17 protein-coding genes are annotated in these 16,464 nt (G+C 64.4%); 10 read left to right on the top strand and 7 right to left on the bottom strand.

Translation table 11 applies throughout. The annotated features are described in order from the left end of the window. Positions 1 to 104 precede the first annotated feature (104 nt). The 9 genes from U0S50_RS10230 (at position 105) to U0S50_RS10190 (ending at position 8,558) form a co-directional block, all read left to right on the top strand. Positions 105 to 1,334 (top strand): hypothetical protein, encoded by a 1,230-nt coding sequence (locus tag U0S50_RS10230; RefSeq protein WP_322308667.1) that lies wholly within the window; start codon positions 105 to 107, stop codon positions 1,332 to 1,334. 86 nt (positions 1,335 to 1,420) lie between these two features. Continuing rightward, positions 1,421 to 1,828 carry a hypothetical protein gene (locus U0S50_RS10225; protein ID WP_322308666.1) on the top strand — a complete coding sequence of 136 codons (408 nt, stop codon included), beginning with the start codon at positions 1,421 to 1,423 and terminating at the stop codon, positions 1,826 to 1,828. A gap of 5 nt (positions 1,829 to 1,833) precedes the next feature. Then, on the top strand, positions 1,834 to 2,415 hold the full coding sequence (locus U0S50_RS10220; protein ID WP_322308665.1) for a DUF924 family protein: 582 nt from the start codon (positions 1,834 to 1,836) through the stop codon (positions 2,413 to 2,415). Between the two features lie 37 nt (positions 2,416 to 2,452). Beyond that, positions 2,453 to 3,019 carry a pyridoxamine 5'-phosphate oxidase family protein gene (locus U0S50_RS10215; RefSeq protein ID WP_322308664.1) on the top strand — a complete coding sequence of 189 codons (567 nt, stop codon included), beginning with the start codon at positions 2,453 to 2,455 and terminating at the stop codon, positions 3,017 to 3,019. Next, positions 3,019 to 3,231, top strand: coding sequence for a DUF2007 domain-containing protein (locus tag U0S50_RS10210; RefSeq protein ID WP_322308663.1), 213 nt, complete (start codon positions 3,019 to 3,021; stop codon positions 3,229 to 3,231). Before U0S50_RS10215 ends, U0S50_RS10210 begins: the two co-directional genes overlap by 1 nt. A gap of 65 nt (positions 3,232 to 3,296) precedes the next feature. After that, the gene (locus U0S50_RS10205; protein WP_322308662.1) at positions 3,297 to 3,989 is read left to right on the top strand and encodes an endonuclease/exonuclease/phosphatase family protein; all 693 of its coding nucleotides are present in this window, start codon (positions 3,297 to 3,299) and stop codon (positions 3,987 to 3,989) included. Between the two features lie 236 nt (positions 3,990 to 4,225). Further along, complete coding sequence (locus U0S50_RS10200; protein ID WP_322308661.1) at positions 4,226 to 4,564, top strand: P-II family nitrogen regulator; 339 nt, start codon at positions 4,226 to 4,228, stop codon at positions 4,562 to 4,564. 17 nt (positions 4,565 to 4,581) lie between these two features. Further along, positions 4,582 to 5,946, top strand: coding sequence for an ammonium transporter (locus tag U0S50_RS10195; RefSeq protein WP_322308660.1), 1,365 nt, complete (start codon positions 4,582 to 4,584; stop codon positions 5,944 to 5,946). A gap of 248 nt (positions 5,947 to 6,194) precedes the next feature. Beyond that, on the top strand, positions 6,195 to 8,558 hold the full coding sequence (locus U0S50_RS10190; protein ID WP_322308659.1) for a TonB-dependent receptor: 2,364 nt from the start codon (positions 6,195 to 6,197) through the stop codon (positions 8,556 to 8,558). A gap of 312 nt (positions 8,559 to 8,870) precedes the next feature. On the opposite strand, the gene U0S50_RS10185 is transcribed toward U0S50_RS10190, so the two are convergent. Further along, entirely contained in the window at positions 8,871 to 9,245 is a 375-nt protein-coding gene (locus U0S50_RS10185) for a VOC family protein (RefSeq protein ID WP_322308658.1), read from the bottom strand. 188 nt (positions 9,246 to 9,433) lie between these two features. On the opposite strand from U0S50_RS10185, the gene U0S50_RS10180 reads away from it, so the two are divergent. Further along, positions 9,434 to 9,973, top strand: a complete 540-nt coding sequence (locus tag U0S50_RS10180) for a winged helix-turn-helix transcriptional regulator (RefSeq protein WP_322308657.1) — start codon at positions 9,434 to 9,436, stop codon at positions 9,971 to 9,973. A gap of 19 nt (positions 9,974 to 9,992) precedes the next feature. Here U0S50_RS10180 and U0S50_RS10175 read toward each other — a convergent pair whose 3' ends face one another. The 6 genes from U0S50_RS10175 to U0S50_RS10150 form a co-directional block, all read right to left on the bottom strand. After that, entirely contained in the window at positions 9,993 to 11,579 is a 1,587-nt protein-coding gene (locus tag U0S50_RS10175) for a GMC family oxidoreductase (protein ID WP_322308656.1), read from the bottom strand. A 129-nt stretch (positions 11,580 to 11,708) separates the two neighbouring features. Continuing rightward, positions 11,709 to 12,623 carry a sterol desaturase family protein gene (locus U0S50_RS10170; protein WP_322308655.1) on the bottom strand — a complete coding sequence of 305 codons (915 nt, stop codon included), beginning with the start codon at positions 12,621 to 12,623 and terminating at the stop codon, positions 11,709 to 11,711. Then, positions 12,616 to 13,023, bottom strand: a complete 408-nt coding sequence (locus tag U0S50_RS10165) for a hypothetical protein (protein ID WP_322308654.1) — start codon at positions 13,021 to 13,023, stop codon at positions 12,616 to 12,618. The genes U0S50_RS10170 and U0S50_RS10165 overlap by 8 nt, the downstream gene beginning before the upstream one ends. Continuing rightward, on the bottom strand, positions 13,020 to 13,454 hold the full coding sequence (locus tag U0S50_RS10160; protein ID WP_322308653.1) for a TIGR01244 family sulfur transferase: 435 nt from the start codon (positions 13,452 to 13,454) through the stop codon (positions 13,020 to 13,022). Before U0S50_RS10160 ends, U0S50_RS10165 begins: the two co-directional genes overlap by 4 nt. Positions 13,455 to 13,508: 54 nt before the next feature. After that, positions 13,509 to 15,281 (bottom strand): DNA helicase RecQ, encoded by a 1,773-nt coding sequence (gene recQ / locus U0S50_RS10155; protein ID WP_322308652.1) that lies wholly within the window; start codon positions 15,279 to 15,281, stop codon positions 13,509 to 13,511. 108 nt (positions 15,282 to 15,389) lie between these two features. Next, positions 15,390 to 16,115 carry a helix-turn-helix domain-containing protein gene (locus U0S50_RS10150; RefSeq protein ID WP_322308651.1) on the bottom strand — a complete coding sequence of 242 codons (726 nt, stop codon included), beginning with the start codon at positions 16,113 to 16,115 and terminating at the stop codon, positions 15,390 to 15,392. Between the last annotated feature and the right edge of the window lie 349 nt (positions 16,116 to 16,464).

Below are 16,464 nucleotides of genomic sequence, written 5' to 3'. Positions count from 1 at the left end.
GCTTGGCGGGTTCGCCACGTCAGCGTATAGGCGCATAGACCAAAGCAAAAGATTCGGGCCGCATCATCCGCCGGGCATCGCCCCCGGCAACAGGGAGGATTGGCATGCGTTCGACCTTGCGTTTCGTTTCCATGGCTGCGGTTGCAGCCGCGCTGGCCGCCGTTCCGGGCGCGGCGCAGAAAAGCAGCGGCCCGACCGAGCGATATGAAATGGACGTCGCGACCGCGTCGGGTTTTGCCGCGATGGCGGCCGGTGGGCGCGGCATGGGCAGTGCACTGGGCATGATGTTCGGCGGCGGCCCCGACGGCAAGGTCGCGTACAGCCTCGACATGCGGCTGGGGTCGATCCAGGCGCCGAACAGCCCCCCGGTTCGCGCCGATCATTTTTTCGAACCTCAGGCAAAGCTTGGAAAGTCGGTGCCCCTGCTGGGCCCCGAACCGGGCAAGTGGCAACCGCGCGAAGAAGGCAATGAAATGCCCCAGAATGTCGAGCGGCCCAAGGGGCGGCTGTTGCTGTTCTGGGGCTGCGGCGCAAAGGCGGGCCCCGGTCAGCCGGTGGTGATCGACTTTGCCAAGATCGCTGCGGGGCAAATGCCGCCCAACCTGTTCACCACCACCGTGCCGCGCGTGCGCGAGGTGACGACCGCGAACAGCAAAAGCTATGCCGGGTGGCCGAACAGCAAATCGTCGAAACAGCCGCCGGCGGGATCGTCGTTGCTCGGTGCGCACCGCATCGCGGGCAATGTCGGCCCCGACATCAGCTTCACCCTGGCACAGGATTATATGCCCGCGCTCAACGCCTCAACCGCGGCGCAGGCCGACGGGTCGGTGATGGTCCGCTGGAACCAGCTCGCCCCCGCTACCGGCTATGTCGCCTGGGCGTTCGGCGGCATGGATCGCGGCGGCGCGGGCGGCGACATGGTGTGGTGGACCAGCAGCAACGCGCGCGAGTTCGGCGGCGGACTGTGGGACTGGCTGCCGCCGGCGACGGTCGCAAAACTGGTCACGCAGAAAGTCGTCATGCCCCCGGCCCAGACGAGCTGTCAGATTCCCGCCGAGGTGAAAAAGGCGTCGGGCGATCTGATGCTGGGCAATCTGAACGCCTTCGGACCCGAGGCCAGTTTCGCCTATCCACCAAAACCGGCGGGCAATGCCCCCTGGGCCATCGATTGGACGGCCAAGATACGCTTTCGCTCGCATACCATGCTGATGATCGGCGCCGATTTCGGCGGCATGGGGGGCAGTGGCACCGGCGGCGCGACGCCTGCCGAGCCCGCAAAGAAGAAAAAATGCAAAGGGCCGCTCGGCATTCCGCTGCCCGATGGTGCCTGCTGACCCGCCGGTCAGCTTCGGTTCACCACCAGGGTGATAAGGGCGCCGCTTCAGGGAGGCTCTGTTCGGATTGTTTTTAGGAGTCTGACATGCGTTCATTTATCGCAACCGCTCTCGCCGCAGCGGCGCTCGCGTCATCGCCCGCCGCCGCCAAGGAAAAGCTTGAACCCGAAGCCCGGCTCGCAAAAATGCTCGAAGGCCGCGTGGCGGGCGAGCCGCGCAGCTGTATCCCGATGTCGACAGTCAACAACTCGACGATCATCGACGGCACCGCGATCGTCTATCGCAGCGGCGGGACCTTGTGGGTCAACCGTCCGCGCGGCGGCGCCGAATCGCTTGATGATGACGATATTCTGGTGACGAAGCTGACGACCAATCAACTGTGCAGCATCGACACCGTCGAACTGCGCGACCGGGCGTCGGGCTTTTACAGCGGCTTTGTCTCGCTCGGCGACTTCATTCCTTATCGCAAGGTCGATACCGCTGCGGTAAAGTGATCGGCATGACCGATCATGACGACGAAGCAACCCCGGCGGCCCCGCCGCCCGATTGGGCGCGGCGGCTGCTGACTTTCTGGTTCGACGCGCACGGCCGCGACGACTGGTATGGCGGGGGCGACGCATTCGACGATGCGGTGCGCGCGCTCGCGGGCGACTGGCTCGCGGCGCTGCGCTCCCAGCCGCCCGAAAGCTTCCTTGGCGATTCCGACACCGCCCTCGCCGCGGTGATCCTGTTCGACCAGGTGCCGCGCAATATCTTTCGCGGTCACGCCGACGCCTTTGCGACCGACAGCCTGGCGCGCGCCGTCGCACGCGGGATCGTCGAACGCGGCTGGGATCGCGATTGGGACGACGCCCGCCGCATGTTCGCCTATCTGCCCTTCGAGCATAGCGAGGATATCGCCGATCAGCGCGAATCGCTGCGCCTGATGGGCCAGCTCGCCGACCCGGAGGCGCTGCCCTATGCACAGAAGCATTTCGACATCATCGATCGCTTCGGCCGTTTTCCGCATCGCAACGCCGCGCTTGGCCGAACCAGCCGCCCCGACGAAGCGACCGCGATAGAAGAGGGCAGCAAATGGTGATAGGCCACGGCCTATTGTTTGTCCGGCGGAGCATAACATGGCCGAATTCACCGACAGGTTGACCGACAAGCACATCGCTTTCATCGAACGGCAGCCCGTGTTCTTCACCGCCACCGCGGCGGCGGAAGGGCGCATCAACCTGTCACCCAAGGGGTATGCGGACAGTTTTCGGGTGCTGGGGGAGGATCGGGTCGCCTATCTCGACCTTGGCGGGTCGGGGAACGAAACCCACGCGCATCTGGCCGCCGACGGCCGCATCACCCTGATGTTCTGCGCCTTCGACCGCAGCGCGCTGATCCTGCGCATCTACGGCCGGGGGCGTCCGATCCTGCCACAAGATGCCGAATGGGAGGCATTGGCGACGCATTTCACGCTGCTCCCCGGCACGCGCCAGATTTTCGTGATCGAGGTCGACAGCGTCCAGACCAGCTGTGGCTGGGGCGTACCGATGATGGACCTCAACCAGGAACGTGAAACACTTCAAAAATATCACCGCCAATCCGACCCCGCCCTCTGGGTCGAAAAGTTCCGCGAGCGCAACCGCAGCATCGACGGCCTGCCGACCCGCCCCACCGACCGGTTCATCGCGGGCGAGCCCGGCTGATGGCGCTCGTCGAGCTGATCCGCCTGCCCAATGGCGCAGAGGCCGAACTGCTGCGCGGCCGGCTGGAAAGCGCGGGGGTTCACGCGGTGTGCTTTGATGCGGGGATGAACATCGCCGAAAGTGTCGGATTGATGATCCCCGTACGCATCATGGTCCTCGACGAGGATATCGCCGAAGCCCGCGATCTGCTGGCCGAATTTGACGTAGGCTGAATGCATCCCCATCTCTGGCGGATCGACATGAAACAGACGACGAACCGGACATACCCCTCTCAGCCATGATCAAGGTCGCCTCCTATAATATGCGCAAGGGCATTGGCCTCGATCGCCGCCGCGATCCGGGGCGGGTGCTGTCGGTGCTCGGCGAACTCGACGCCGATATCGTCGCGCTGCAGGAAGCCGACCGGCGTTTCGGCACGCGGGCAAGCGCCATCCCGCCCCATATGCTCGAGGAACATAGCGATTATGTCCCGGTGGCGCTCGACAACCGGCCGCTCAGCATCGGCTGGCACGGCAATGCGCTCCTCGTCCGCAAGGGCGCAGAGGTGGAGGAAAGCCACGCGCTGCACCTGCCGACGCTGGAACCGCGCGGGGCGGTCGCCGCGACGATCCGCATCGGCGATACGCGCCTGCGCGTCGTTGGCATGCATCTCGACATTTCCGGGCTGCGCCGTCGGCATCAGGCGCGCGCTATTCTGGGCCATGTGGCCGAGGGCGAAGAGCTTCCGACCATATTGATGGGTGACTGCAACGAATGGCGCGCGACTGGCGGCTGCCTCGCCGATTTCGGCGAAAAGCACCGGCTCGTCGATACCGGCCACAGCTTCCACAGCCGAAAGCCCGTCGCGCGGCTCGACCGCATTTTCGCGTCGCACCATCTCGAGCCGATCGAGGCCGGGGTGCATCGCAGCGCGCTGGCGGCACGCGCATCGGACCACCTGCCGATCTGGGCGCGCTTCAAGCCCGTCTGACAACGCACCATCGGCACGCCGCATAAAGCCCGACACCCAGCCCGACGCCCCGCGTCGTTCGCGCCGGAGCCCATGCACAAAATTTAGGCATAGACGCCCGACCGCTGCCCAAGATTCAGACCAAATCTGTCGCGAGCATACGCCTCAGCTTCACAAAATATCAAAAATTACCCTCGGATAGCAATCTGGCATAGCTGTTGCACTGCAACATGATGCCACAAGCAAAAGGGGGCATCATGAAGCTGATCCTGGCTATCATCAAACCGTTCAAGCTCGACGAGGTCCGCGAAGCGCTCACTGCGCTCGGCATCGCCGGCATGACCGTTACCGAGGTCAAGGGTTTCGGGCGGCAAAAGGGACAGACCGAAATCTATCGCGGCGCCGAATATGCGACCAACATGGTTCCAAAGGTGAAAATCGAACTCGTCTGCGACGACGCGCTCGCATCGCGGGTCGTCGAAACACTCCAGCAAAGCGCGGGAACCGGCTCGATCGGCGACGGCAAGATCTTCGTTCTCGCCGTCGAACAGGCCGTGCGGATCCGCACCGGCGAAACCGGCGAGGCGGCGCTCTAATGACAAAGGGGGACAATATGACGTTCGCAAACAAGATGGCGTCCAGCGCGGGGGCCGTCGGCCTTGCGTTGTTCGCGGCGCTGCCTGCCTGGGCGCAGGACGCGGCACCCGCCGTGGCGGAGGCCGCCACGCCAACGCCCGACAAGGGGGACACCGCATGGATGATGGTCTCGACCGTGCTCGTCATGGCGATGATCGTGCCGGGCCTCGCGCTTTTCTATGGCGGCCTCGTCCGCACCAAGAATATGGCGTCGGTCCTGACGCAGATTTTGGCCGTTGCCGCGCTCGCGATGATCATGTGGGTGATGTTCGGCTATGGCCTGGCCTTTGGCGGCGACGCGAACCAGTTCATCAGCGCGGGCAAGTATTTCCTCGCCGGGATCACCGCCGACAGCAATGTCGCGACCTTCACCGACGGGGTGGTTATTCCCGAGTTCGTGTTCATCGCCTTTCAGATGACCTTCTCGGCAATCACCGTCGCGCTGGTGCTTGGCGGACTGGTCGAGCGGATGAAATTTTCGGCGGTGATGGTCTTTGCCATCATCTGGCTCACCCTCGTTTACTACCCGATCGCCCATATGGTCTGGTATCTCGGCGGCGACGATGCCTCGACCGGGCTGATCTTCGGCTGGGGGGCGCTCGACTTTGCGGGCGGCACCGTCGTCCACATCAACGCCGGTATCGCCGCCCTGGTCGGCTGCTTCATCATCGGCAAGCGCACCGGCTATCAAAAGGAAATCATGGCGCCGCATTCGCTGACGATGACGCTGATCGGTACCGGGCTCCTCTGGGTGGGCTGGTTCGGCTTCAACGCCGGCTCGGCACTCGAAGCCAATGGCACCGCCGGCCTGGCGCTGATCAACACCTTCACCGCCACCGCCGCCGGGGTCCTGTTCTGGATGCTCACCGAACGCGCACTCGGCCACAAGGGCTCGCTGCTCGGGGCTTGTTCGGGCGCGATCGCCGGGCTGGTCGCCGTGACCCCTGCTGCGGGCAATTCGGGTCCGTTCGGCGCGATCCTGCTGGGTGCCATCGCGGGCGTCCTGTGCTGCTGGTTCGTGATGAAGGCGAAACCGCGGCTCGGTTTCGATGACTCGCTCGACGTGTTCGGCATCCATGGCCTCGGCGGCCTCATCGGTTCGGTACTGACGGCAGTAACGATGCTGCCCGCGCTCGGCGGCCCGGCAGGCGACGATTATGTCCTCGGCGCCCAGCTCTGGATCCAGATCAAGTCGGTGCTGGTCGCCATCGTCTGGTCGGGCGTGGGTTCGGCGATCGCCTTTTCCATCGCCAAGGCCGTAACCGGCGGCCGCGTCACCCCAGAGATCGAACGCGAAGGGCTCGACCTCGGCGAGCATGGCGAGCGCGCCTATAATTATTGACGAAACAGGATCCTGCCGCCGCGGCTCTCTCCTCCGTCCTAAAAATGGGGGCGGCAGGGTCCAACGAGGTTCCTCCTGCGAACCCCTGGCCGGGACATTTGTCCCGGCCGCTTTTTACTGTGGCCTGCGAGCCACAGGCACCGGCCATAATTTTGTACCGTCGCGTAGCAATATTGCTTTGACGCTACGGAAAGCGCACCCTCTCGGTGACGGAACAAGATAGTTCCGCACATGCAGGAGAGGATAATATGTACGCTCGCAACATGCTGCTGGCCGGGCTGTCGACGCTTGCCCTCGCGGTTACGACCTCCGCCGCTGCGCAGGAGGCCGCGACCGAAGAGGATGACAATATCATCATCGTGACGGCGACCAAGCGCGATGCCAATCTTCAGGATATTCCCTTTTCGATCAACGCCCAGACCGCGGAGGACATCCAGAAGTCGGGGGCAGTAACGCTGGAGGATCTGTCGCGGAACGTCGCGGGCCTGTCGGTCCAGAATCTGGGGCCCGGACAAAGCCAGGTCTCGGTGCGCGGCGTGTCGGCAGGGCAGGTCGTGCGCGACCAGCCGGGCGTCAAGGAACAGGTTGGCGTCTATCTGGACGAAAGCGTCATCTCGCTTTCGCTCTTTACCCCCGACATCGATCTTTACGATCTCAACCGCGTCGAAACGCTGCGCGGACCGCAAGGCACGCTCTTCGGCTCGGGGTCGGTCGGCGGCACCATCCGCTACATCACCAACCAGCCGCGTATCGGCGTGACCGAAGGCAGCGTCGAGGCCAATCTGAACCTGGTGGATGGCGACGATGTCGGCGGACATCTGAAGGGCGCGATCAACCTGCCGCTGGGCGCCAGCGCAGCCTTGCGCGCCGTCGGATATTACACGCGCTATGGCGGCTTCATCAACGCGATCGGTCCGGCGGGCAAGGAAGATGTGAACAGCGGCGAGCGTTATGGCGGCCGCGTCGCCATCACCTTCGAACCCAGCGATACCATCTCCATCACCCCGCGCATCGTCTATCAAAAGGTGAAGGCGAACGGCTTCAACCGCCAGGAGTTCTACAACCTCTACGCCAATTCCTTTACAACGACGCGGCCTGCCGTGACCTTTGACGAGCGCGAACAATATCTTCTGCTGCGCGAGGCGTTCGAGGATGAAACGCTGATCGGCGACCTCAACATCAATATCGATCTCGACGGGATCGCGGTGACGTCGGTGACAAGTTACACGAACCGCGACATTTTGGTCAGCCGCGACGCCAGCGCATTGACGGGTTCGGTATCGGTCGACCTCGGCTTCCCCGATGCGGGCGTCCTCCTGCCTTCCAACCTTCTCGACACCACCGATCTCAAAAGCTTTACCCAGGAAATTCGGCTCGCATCCGATTATGACGGAGCCTTCCAATGGGTTTTCGGCGGATTTTACTCGAGCACCGACCGCGTCTATCGCCAGCGGCTACCTACCCCCGGCTATGATGCCGTCACCGACGCCACGCTTGGTGCTGGCACGTCGGCCGCAGTCGCCAACGGCTTCCCCGGCGACTCGCCGTATAACGCGGACCTGCCATATAAGATCAAGCAACTCGCGGTGTTCGGCGAAGGCACCTATTCGCTCAGCGATGCGTTCGACGTGACCCTGGGCGGGCGCTATTACGACTTTATCGAAACGCGCCGCTTCGTGACCGGCGGCCTGTTCGCCAACGGCGACAATCGCCGGGACAAGACACGATCGAGCGGGTTCAGCCCGCGTCTGTTGCTGAGCTACGACGTCACCGACAATGTCACCGTCAACGCACAGGCGTCGAAGGGCTTCCGTCTCGGCGGGGTCAATGACCCGCTGAACCTGCCGCTTTGCTCGCCGACCGACGCCGCACTCTTCGGCAGTTTTCAGGATTATAATGACGAAACGCTGTGGAACTACGAGCTAGGCGTGAAGTCGCAGGGACGAGGTTTCACCTTCAACGCTGCGGGCTTCTATAACGACATCAAGAATCTGCAGGTCACGCTCGACGCCGGCACCTGTTCGTCGCGTATCGTCTTCAACGTGCCCAAGGCGCACTCCATGGGTGTCGAATTCGAACTGGGCCTGTCCCCTGTCGACGGTCTCGATCTCAATCTGTCGGGCAGCTTTATCGAGGCCGAATTTGACAGCACACTTCCGCCGCCGTTGACCACCGCGACCGGCATTCGCGAGGGCAACCGCCTGCCATCGGTTCCGAAGTTCCAGCTTTCAGCCTCGGGCAGCTACGAATGGCCGGTGGGCGACCGCGCGAGCATGTATGTCGCCGCCTCCGTCCAGCATGTGGGAACGCGCTATACCCAGCCCGCCGACCAGGAAAACAACCCGCGCACCTTTGTCCACAATCTGCCTTTCGGCGACGCTCCCGCCAACGCCTCGACGACGGTGGACCTGAAACTTCCCGATTATCAGCTCGTCAACCTCAGTGCCGGTATCGATTTCGACAACGGCCTGTCGTTGATCGCCTATGTCAACAATGTGTTCGACGAAAACGCGCTGCTGTCGTTCGACCGCGAACGCGGTGGGCGCGCCCGTTTGGGGTTCAGCGTCGGCCAGCCGCGCACCTATGGCATCACTGCGCGAAAGACTTTCTGATGGGGGCTTGAAAAGGGCTCGCGGCGGGTTGGGCACAGGTCGCTGCGCAGACCTCCAACCCCCGCATTTTTGCGGCGGCGCAGCATGAAATTAGCCCTTTTCATCATGACATTAATATGGCATTCAGCCTGTCATCAGTTTCAGGAGGGGAGAGCCTGAAAGGCTGGGCCGGGACGCAAGTCCCGGCCCTCTTTTTTTGCGTCACGCACCGCAAGATATCAAAAAATCTTTTGTTTCAGTGCATTGAGAAAAATCGCGCGGGCTGCACGAACGATGCCCGTCGCACCCGAATCATGCCCAACAGATGCGGGATCAGCGCGCCATTTCCGATTTCGAAAGCATGAAACAATTGCCGTCGGGGTCGTAAAAGCTCAGCAGCCGGACCATGCCCGGAATGTGCTGAATCGCTCCATCCTGCCGAACCTCCAGCGCATCCAGATGGGCCTTGGCCGCATCGATGTCCGCAACCTCGAACACATTGGTTGCACCGCCGCCCTGCACCACCGATTCGACCTGGCTCAACCCGATGTTCACGCCGGCCATCGGGGTCGCCAGTTCGCACCAGCCGATCTCGTCGACACGGTAGAGCAGCTTGCACTGCATCACCCGTTCATACCAGTCGATCGACGCCGCCATGTCGGTGACGCCCAGCGAACAGGTCAGTTCGGATTCAATCTGTAACGCCATCCCACTCTCCCTTTGCCTTGCTGCTCCTTGCCGTGCTTCCCGGCGCACGCCGCCCCCTCGATCACGGCACTGCCACGATCATGGCTGCGCCATGCCGCCCGCAGCAATCGACACCGGCACGAAGCGGGGCCGGCGATTCTCCACGGAAAACATTGCATCGATAGTCTGGTTTGTATAGTTACTTTCTTATGCGGTCAAGAACGGTCGATCCCCTGCTTGCCAAGCTTGGAAGCCATCGCTGGCTGGTGCCGTTGCTAGCCGATCTTGCCGCGCATCGCGGCGCGCGCTTCGTCGAACTGCTGAACCGACTGGAAATGGCACGCGACAGCCTGACGCGAACGCTCGACGCCGCGGTCGCGCTCGGCTGGGTGAGGCGCAATACCGGTCATGGCCACCCGCTACGCCCCGAATATCTGCTGACCGACGAGGGCGCAAAGGCCGCCCTGCGCGCGGCGTCGATCCGCGATGCGCATATCGCCATCGGCCTGCCACCCGGCGCCACGACACGCTGGGGCTTGCCGCTGCTCGTGGGAATCGATGCCGGCCAGGACCGGTTCAATGCGCTGTCGCGCGCGCTCGCCCCCGCGACCCCCCGCGCCCTGTCACAAGGACTGACCGCACTTGGAAAACATGGGCTGGTGACGCGCGCGATCGTCGATATGCGCCCCCCCGCCAGCCGCTATGCACTGACCGATAACGGGCGCCTTCTCGCCGCCGCGAGCCGATAGCCCCCGGCGCGCACCGCCGTCAGGAAAGCGCTGCCTTCACAAAGTCGGCGGCACGCTCGCCGATCATGATGCTGGGCGCGTTGGTGTTCCCCGACACCAGTCGCGGCATGATGCTGGCATCGGCCACCCACAAACCATCGACGCCGTTGAGCTTCAGCCTCGGGTCGACCACGGCCGCGTCGTCACCCCCCATCCGGCAGGTGCCGACCGGGTGATAGACCGTGTCGGCGCGGCTGCGGATCATCGCGTCGAGCGCCGTGTCATCGTCCAGATCGACCGAATGGCGATCGACTCCCGCATAGTCCGCCAGCGGCGGCGCCGCGACGATCCGGTGCATCATCCGCACTCCGGCACGCAGCGTCGCCATATCGCGCGGGTCGGTCAGAAAGCCCGGATCGATGGCGGGCGCCACCGCGGCGTCGGGCGAGGCCAGCGTCACCATGCCCCGGCTTTCGGGCCGCAGCACGCAGGCATGACAGGAAAAGCCGTGCCCCTTCACCTTGGTGCGCCCATGATCCTCCAGCATCGCGGGAACGAAATGATATTGGATATCGGGCGCAGGCAAGTCGGGGTGCGACTTCCAGAAGCCGCCGGATTCGGCGAAGCAGGTCGTCATGATGCCGCTGCGCTTGCGCCGATGTTCAAAGATCGCCTTCACCATCCGCCAGCTTCCAGCCAGGCTGTCGCCGAAGGGATCGGTCGATCGCGTCTGCCAACTCGACACATAGTCGATATGGTCCTGCAGATCGGCGCCGACCCCGGCGCGATCGACCATCACATCGATCCCCATCGCGCCCAGATGCGCGCCCGGACCAATGCCCGACAACATCAGGATCTGCGGCGATCCGAACGCCCCCGCCGAAAGGATGACACCGCCGCGCGCGCGCAGCGTTTCGCGCCGGTTCCCGCGCCGGATGGCGACGCCGACAGCGCGCCCTTCCTCGATCAATATCTTTTCAACCAGCGCCCCGGTACGAATGTCGAAATTGGGCCGACCGCGAAGCGGTTCGACAAAGGCCCGCGCCGCAGACCAGCGTTCGCCGCCCTTCTGCGTCACCTGATACAGGCCGAACCCTTCCTGCCGCGCGCCATTGAAATCGTCGGTTCGCGGCAGTTGCAACGCCTCGGCGCTCTCGACAAAGCGGCGGCTCGTCACATTGGGCCAATGCTGGTCCATGACATTCAGCGGGCCGGTGGCGCCATGGAACGTATCGCCGCCGCGTTCATTGCCTTCGCTCCGCATGAAATAGGGCAGCACATCGGCATAGCGCCACCCCGTCGCGCCCAGTTCGGCCCACTGATCATAGTCAAAGGCGGCTCCGCGGATATAGATCATCGCATTGATCGCGCTCGACCCGCCCAGCCCGCGCCCGCGCGGTTGATAACCGATCCGCCCGTTCAGCCCCTTTTGCGGCACCGTATCATATCGCCAGTTCGACGCCTTGGGGATGAACGGCATCAAGCCCGGAGTCTTTACACGGACGATATCGTTCGACCCACCCGCCTCGACCAGGCACACGCTGCGCGTGCCGTCCTCGGCCAGCCGTCCCGCCGCTGCGCTTCCCGCGCTGCCGCCGCCGATGACGATGATGTCGAACTGATCCATGATGCGCCACTCTCCCTCGCCACCCGATCGGTGGTCATTCAGGACTTACATGGATGTCATTAGGATGGGAGGCAAGACCGAAGCTGTGGAAGGCAGCCCGGTCCCAGCATGCCCTCCGCTCCACGCGAACTATTCCACCGTCTCTTCGTCCGGCTGCCCCGCCTTCCAGCGCTCCTTGATCATGTCGCTCGTCATCCGGCTGCCGTCATGGCTCCAGCCTGGCTCGCGCCACATATAGGACAGCTTGTGCTTCCACGGCGCGGACCAGACGTCCTTCGCGATTCCGACCCATTCGTGCACTGCGGCCCAGAGGATGCTGAAGCTGCCGAGCTGCTTGACGATGCCGTAACGCACCGGTTCGTCGTCGCGCTCGGGAACGAAGCTGCCGAACATCCGGTCCCAGATGATGAAGACGCCGGCATAATTGGCGTCGAGGTAGCGCGGGTTGACGCCATGGTGGACGCGGTGGTGCGACGGCGTGTTCATCACCGCCTCGAACCATTTGGGGCAACGTCCAATCGCCTCGGTATGAATCCAGAATTGATAGATCAGGTTGAGCGCCGCGCAGAAAAAGACCATCGCGGGCGGAAAGCCGATCAGGAACAGCGGCAGGCGGAAAATGAAAGCCAGGCTGAAAAAGCCCGTCCAGGTCTGCCGCAGCGCGGTCGACAGATTGTAATGCTGCGAACTGTGGTGGATGACATGGCTTGCCCAGAACCAGCGGACGCGATGCGCGCTGCGGTGAAAGGCATAATAGGCCAGATCGTCGAGAAAAAAGCAGAGGATCCACGCCCACCACCAGGTCCGGAATTCGATCCCGATATCGAACAGGCGAAAATGATGCAGCCACACCGCGACCCCGACGACCATCCCGCCGACGAGCGCGCTGGCAACCTGGCTGCCGGTGCCGAGCATCAGCGAGGTCAACGTATCGCGCGCCTGATAGCGGCTTCGGTCCCGTCGCAACGAGACGATCATCTCGGCGATCAGCAGCAGCAGGAAAGCAGGGATCGCATAGGTGACTGGATCAGGCAATTTATCCACCCGGAATCTCCCGCATCCGCGCCGCCCATACCCCGGCCTCCTTGCCCAGTTGCAGCGTCACCGCGCCGAAACTTCGCTCGGGCGGGGTCAGGGTCAGGAAATCCTTGTCGAGCCGGGCGCTCATCTGCCGATCGACCGGGCGCGCGGCGAAATGATTGCCATGCGCGCGGACCAGCATCATGCGCCCCTCACCATTGCGGACGATCGCCGCAAAACCGGCGCGGTCGCGCGCCACGTCGACGCCGCCGAACCCGGTTTCGGCTTCCTCCGCCAGACGGATCGCATGGTCGGCATCGGCAATCCGCGGATCGCTGCCCAGCCCCATCGCCTTCACCAGCCAGGCGAGGAACAGCACCGCGACGACCGATGCTGCGGTCTGGATCAGAAACGCCGTCGTCACGCTTTGCCCGCGAGCGCTTCCATCATCGGCCGCAGTCCCGAAAGGTCATAGCCCGCGGCCGAGGCCGCGTTGCACAGGCCGTCGAGATCGTCTCCGGCCCGTGCGCGGGTCAGCGCCCACAAATGGGTCGAGCGTGTGCCCGATCGGCAATAGGCCAGAATCGGCCCCGTGGTATCGGCCAGCAACGTGTCGAGTGAATCGAGTTGAGGGTGGCTGAACCCGGCATGCCCCACCGGGATGGCGGCATAGGCGAGCCCTTCGGCCGCGCAGGCATCGGCGATATCGCCGCCTTGCGGCGCTGACGGATCTTCACCGTCGGGCCGGTTGTTGACGACCATGGAAAAACCGGCGGCCTTGGCCGCGGCGATGTCCTCGACGGCGATTTGCGGCGCGACGCTATAGCCGGATGAAAGATTACGAAAGTCGCTCATATCGGCGATCTATAGGCCGGCGGGGATAGCTGACAAGCGTGTAAAGCGGCGCGTTCAATATTGTCCGATAATATCCAGAAAGGCATCGCCCCATGCCTCGAGCTTCTTGGCGCCGACGCCGGGGATGCGGGACAGCGCGGCGCGCGTCGCCGGACGGTCCGACGCCATCGCCCGCAGCACCGCGTCGTGAAAGATGACATAGGGCGGGACGCCGGCCTCGGCGGCCAACTCGCGCCGCGTCGCGCGCAGCGCCTCGAACAGCGGATCGCCGATCGGGTTCGCCGCGGCACCGGTCTCAGGCCCGCGCCTTGTCCGGCGCAGCGGCGGTTCGGCGATCATGACCGGCGCCTCGCCTTTCAGGACCGGGCGGGCGGCCGGGCCGAGCATCAATCCGCCATGCTCGGTGGTCGACAGCGCCTCGCGTGCGACCAGACTGCGGACCAGAGGCTTGAGCAAACGCACATCGTCGCCCGCCACGATTCCGAACACCGACAGCTTGTCATGCCCGCGGCTCTCGATCCGTTCATCGCTGCGCCCGGTCAGCACGGCTTCGACGTGCCCGGCGCCATAATTTTGCCCTGTGCGATAGACCGCCGACAGCAGCTTTTGCGCCAGCACCGAAACGTCGAGTTGGGCAGGCGGGTCGATGCAATTGTCGCAATTACCACAGCGGAGCGGCGGATCTTCGCCAAAATGGCGCAGCAACAGCGCGCGGCGGCACTCGACCGTTTCGACCAGCGCCGCGAGGGCGTTGAGCCGCGCCCGTTCGCTCGCGACCCGCGCATCGGGCAGCTCGGACAGCCGCATACGCGCGCGCGCGAAGTCTTCGGCGCCCCACAGCATCAGCGCCTCCGCCGGATCGCCGTCACGGCCGCCGCGGCCGGTTTCCTGGTAATAGCTTTCAATCGATTTGGGCAGGCCGGCATGGGCGACGAAGCGGACGTCGGGCTTGTCGATCCCCATGCCGAAGGCGACAGTCGCGGTAACGATGCCATCCTCCGACGCGACAAAGTCGTGCTGCACCCGCGCGCGGTGCTCGGCATCGAGACCCGCATGATAGGCCGCGACCCGGCGACCGGTCGCAGCGGCAAGCCGCTCGGCCATGCGCTCGGTCCCGTCGCGGGTGGGGCAGTAAACGATGCCGGGGCCCGGATTGGCGACGATGAAATCGGTCAGCTGCCGCGCCGGACTGACACGCGGGGTGACGCGATAACGGATGTTTGGCCGGTCGAATCCCGCAAGAATCAATCCATCGGCCGGAATGCCGAGCTGAACCAATATATCGTCGCGCGTGTGGCGATCCGCCGTCGCGGTCAGCGCCAGGCGCGGTACGTCGGGAAAGGCATCGAGCAGCGGGCGCAACAGGCGATAGTCGGGCCGGAAATCATGGCCCCATTCCGACACGCAATGCGCCTCGTCGATCGCGAACAGCGCCGGCACGCGCGCCTCCATCAACGCCCGAAAGCCCTCGCCCGTCGCGCGTTCGGGCGCGATATATAGAAGGTCGAGTTGCCCGTCGCGATAGGCTTGGCGCGTGTCGGCCCAATCGGCATCGACGCTGGTCAGCGACGCGGCGCGAATGCCCGCCGCGCGCGCACCGCGCAGCTGATCGTGCATCAGGGCGATCAGCGGCGACACCACGACGACGCAGCCGCCAAGCGCCACTGCCGGCAATTGATAGGTCAACGACTTGCCTGCCCCCGTCGGCATCACCGCCAACGTCCGGGCGCCCGCCATCACCCGCGCCACCACCTCTGCCTGGCGGCCACGAAAGGCATCAAAACCGAATGTCGATTTCAGGAGCGGGAGCAGCGCGTCGGTCGTCATTGTGCCGCCGCGATAGGCAGTTTGCTTCGGCGAGGGAAGCCTTGGCGGCACCGCGCGGCCCGCGGCGCTTCAATCCCGCTTGCCGAGCCGGCCGATCAGAGTTCGCGATCAGAGTTCGATCGTGACCTTCACGCGGCCCGCGTCGACCCCGGCCGCCTGCGCGATCCGGCGTCGGCTGGTTTCAACCACCGTCTGCAAGGCGGGGGCGCCTGGTCCGCCACCGCCACCATGGTCGGCAAAGCCGGTCGAATCGCCTTCGGGACCGCGCCCCATCAACAACTCATCGTCGGACACGCCCAGCGCCGTGGCGATCGCCTGCAGACTGCGGATACGCGGCGCTGTCTTGCCGCTTTCCCATGCCCAGATGCTTGGCTTGCTCAGGCCAGCACGGCTGGCGAGCCCCGCAAGACTGAGGCCGCGCTCCTCGCGCAGGCGGCGCAGACGGGCCGCCAGCGGCTCGCGCGCTTCCTCGGCCGCAATATCGCCCAGCGCCGGGTCGAAATCCGACGGCAGCGGGTTGCGCAATCGCGCGGCGCTCAGCGCCGCCCGCGGCAGCGGCCGGTCGAACCGGCATCCGTACAGCGTTTCGCTACGCCAGACGATCGTCGCTGAAACCTCGCCGGTTTCGGGCAGGCCCACCTTGATCTGCTGCCCCATCGCCAGGTCCGACCGTGTTTCGACCAGCATCCCGGAAACCGAAAGATTGTGGACCAGCACCGTCGTGGCGCCGCCCGAGTCGATCGATCCCTCGACTTCGAGGTTGAGAAGCAGGCGCTCGGCGCCCCGTTCGTCGGTGGAGGGCGAACCCTGCTCTATCGTGCCGCGCATAGCCATAAGGGGCGCATAGTCGCAGCGACCCCTTTCCGAGGTGTTAACGTCCGACGAAACATCCCTCGGCGCGTCGGACGTCGCCGCATCCGCACCCCATTCGTCCATCGCCTCGTCAACGGAACCAGTGGGCAAGCCCCCCTCATCGCGCCGATGGCGCGCATGGCGCGTATCGGCGGGGGCTTCATCATCATGCGACGTGTACATTTCGGCTTTCTGGTCTGCGGACGCCGTTCTCCCGATGATGGTGCGCCCCGAGGCGGGTCAACGCACCATCCCGCCGAATGTTGCGCCACGCCGGACGGGCCGTGCAGAATTATTGACATGCCGAAAATTCGAAAAGGCCCGCCCTTTC

Origin of the sequence: Sphingopyxis sp. (assembly GCF_034380315.1) — a bacterium.
Classification (GTDB): Bacteria; Pseudomonadota; Alphaproteobacteria; order Sphingomonadales; family Sphingomonadaceae; genus Sphingopyxis.
This window is presented reverse-complemented; position numbering and strand designations above follow the sequence as displayed.

Bases quoted from the DNA above. Each gene is read 5' to 3' on its own strand.
- U0S50_RS10230 (WP_322308667.1), top strand. From the start codon at position 105: ATGCGTTCGACCTTGCGTTTCGTTTCCATGGCTGCGGTTGCAGCCGCG.
- U0S50_RS10225 (WP_322308666.1), top strand. From the start codon at position 1,421: ATGCGTTCATTTATCGCAACCGCTCTCGCCGCAGCGGCGCTCGCGTCA.
- U0S50_RS10220 (WP_322308665.1), top strand. From the start codon at position 1,834: ATGACCGATCATGACGACGAAGCAACCCCGGCGGCCCCGCCGCCCGAT.
- U0S50_RS10215 (WP_322308664.1), top strand. From the start codon at position 2,453: ATGGCCGAATTCACCGACAGGTTGACCGACAAGCACATCGCTTTCATC.
- U0S50_RS10210 (WP_322308663.1), top strand. From the start codon at position 3,019: ATGGCGCTCGTCGAGCTGATCCGCCTGCCCAATGGCGCAGAGGCCGAA.
- U0S50_RS10205 (WP_322308662.1), top strand. From the start codon at position 3,297: ATGATCAAGGTCGCCTCCTATAATATGCGCAAGGGCATTGGCCTCGAT.
- U0S50_RS10200 (WP_322308661.1), top strand. From the start codon at position 4,226: ATGAAGCTGATCCTGGCTATCATCAAACCGTTCAAGCTCGACGAGGTC.
- U0S50_RS10195 (WP_322308660.1), top strand. From the start codon at position 4,582: ATGACGTTCGCAAACAAGATGGCGTCCAGCGCGGGGGCCGTCGGCCTT.
- U0S50_RS10190 (WP_322308659.1), top strand. From the start codon at position 6,195: ATGTACGCTCGCAACATGCTGCTGGCCGGGCTGTCGACGCTTGCCCTC.
- U0S50_RS10185 (WP_322308658.1), bottom strand. From the start codon at position 9,245: ATGGCGTTACAGATTGAATCCGAACTGACCTGTTCGCTGGGCGTCACC.
- U0S50_RS10180 (WP_322308657.1), top strand. From the start codon at position 9,434: ATGCGGTCAAGAACGGTCGATCCCCTGCTTGCCAAGCTTGGAAGCCAT.
- U0S50_RS10175 (WP_322308656.1), bottom strand. From the start codon at position 11,579: ATGGATCAGTTCGACATCATCGTCATCGGCGGCGGCAGCGCGGGAAGC.
- U0S50_RS10160 (WP_322308653.1), bottom strand. From the start codon at position 13,454: ATGAGCGACTTTCGTAATCTTTCATCCGGCTATAGCGTCGCGCCGCAA.
- recQ (WP_322308652.1), bottom strand. From the start codon at position 15,281: ATGACGACCGACGCGCTGCTCCCGCTCCTGAAATCGACATTCGGTTTT.
- U0S50_RS10150 (WP_322308651.1), bottom strand. From the start codon at position 16,115: ATGGCTATGCGCGGCACGATAGAGCAGGGTTCGCCCTCCACCGACGAA.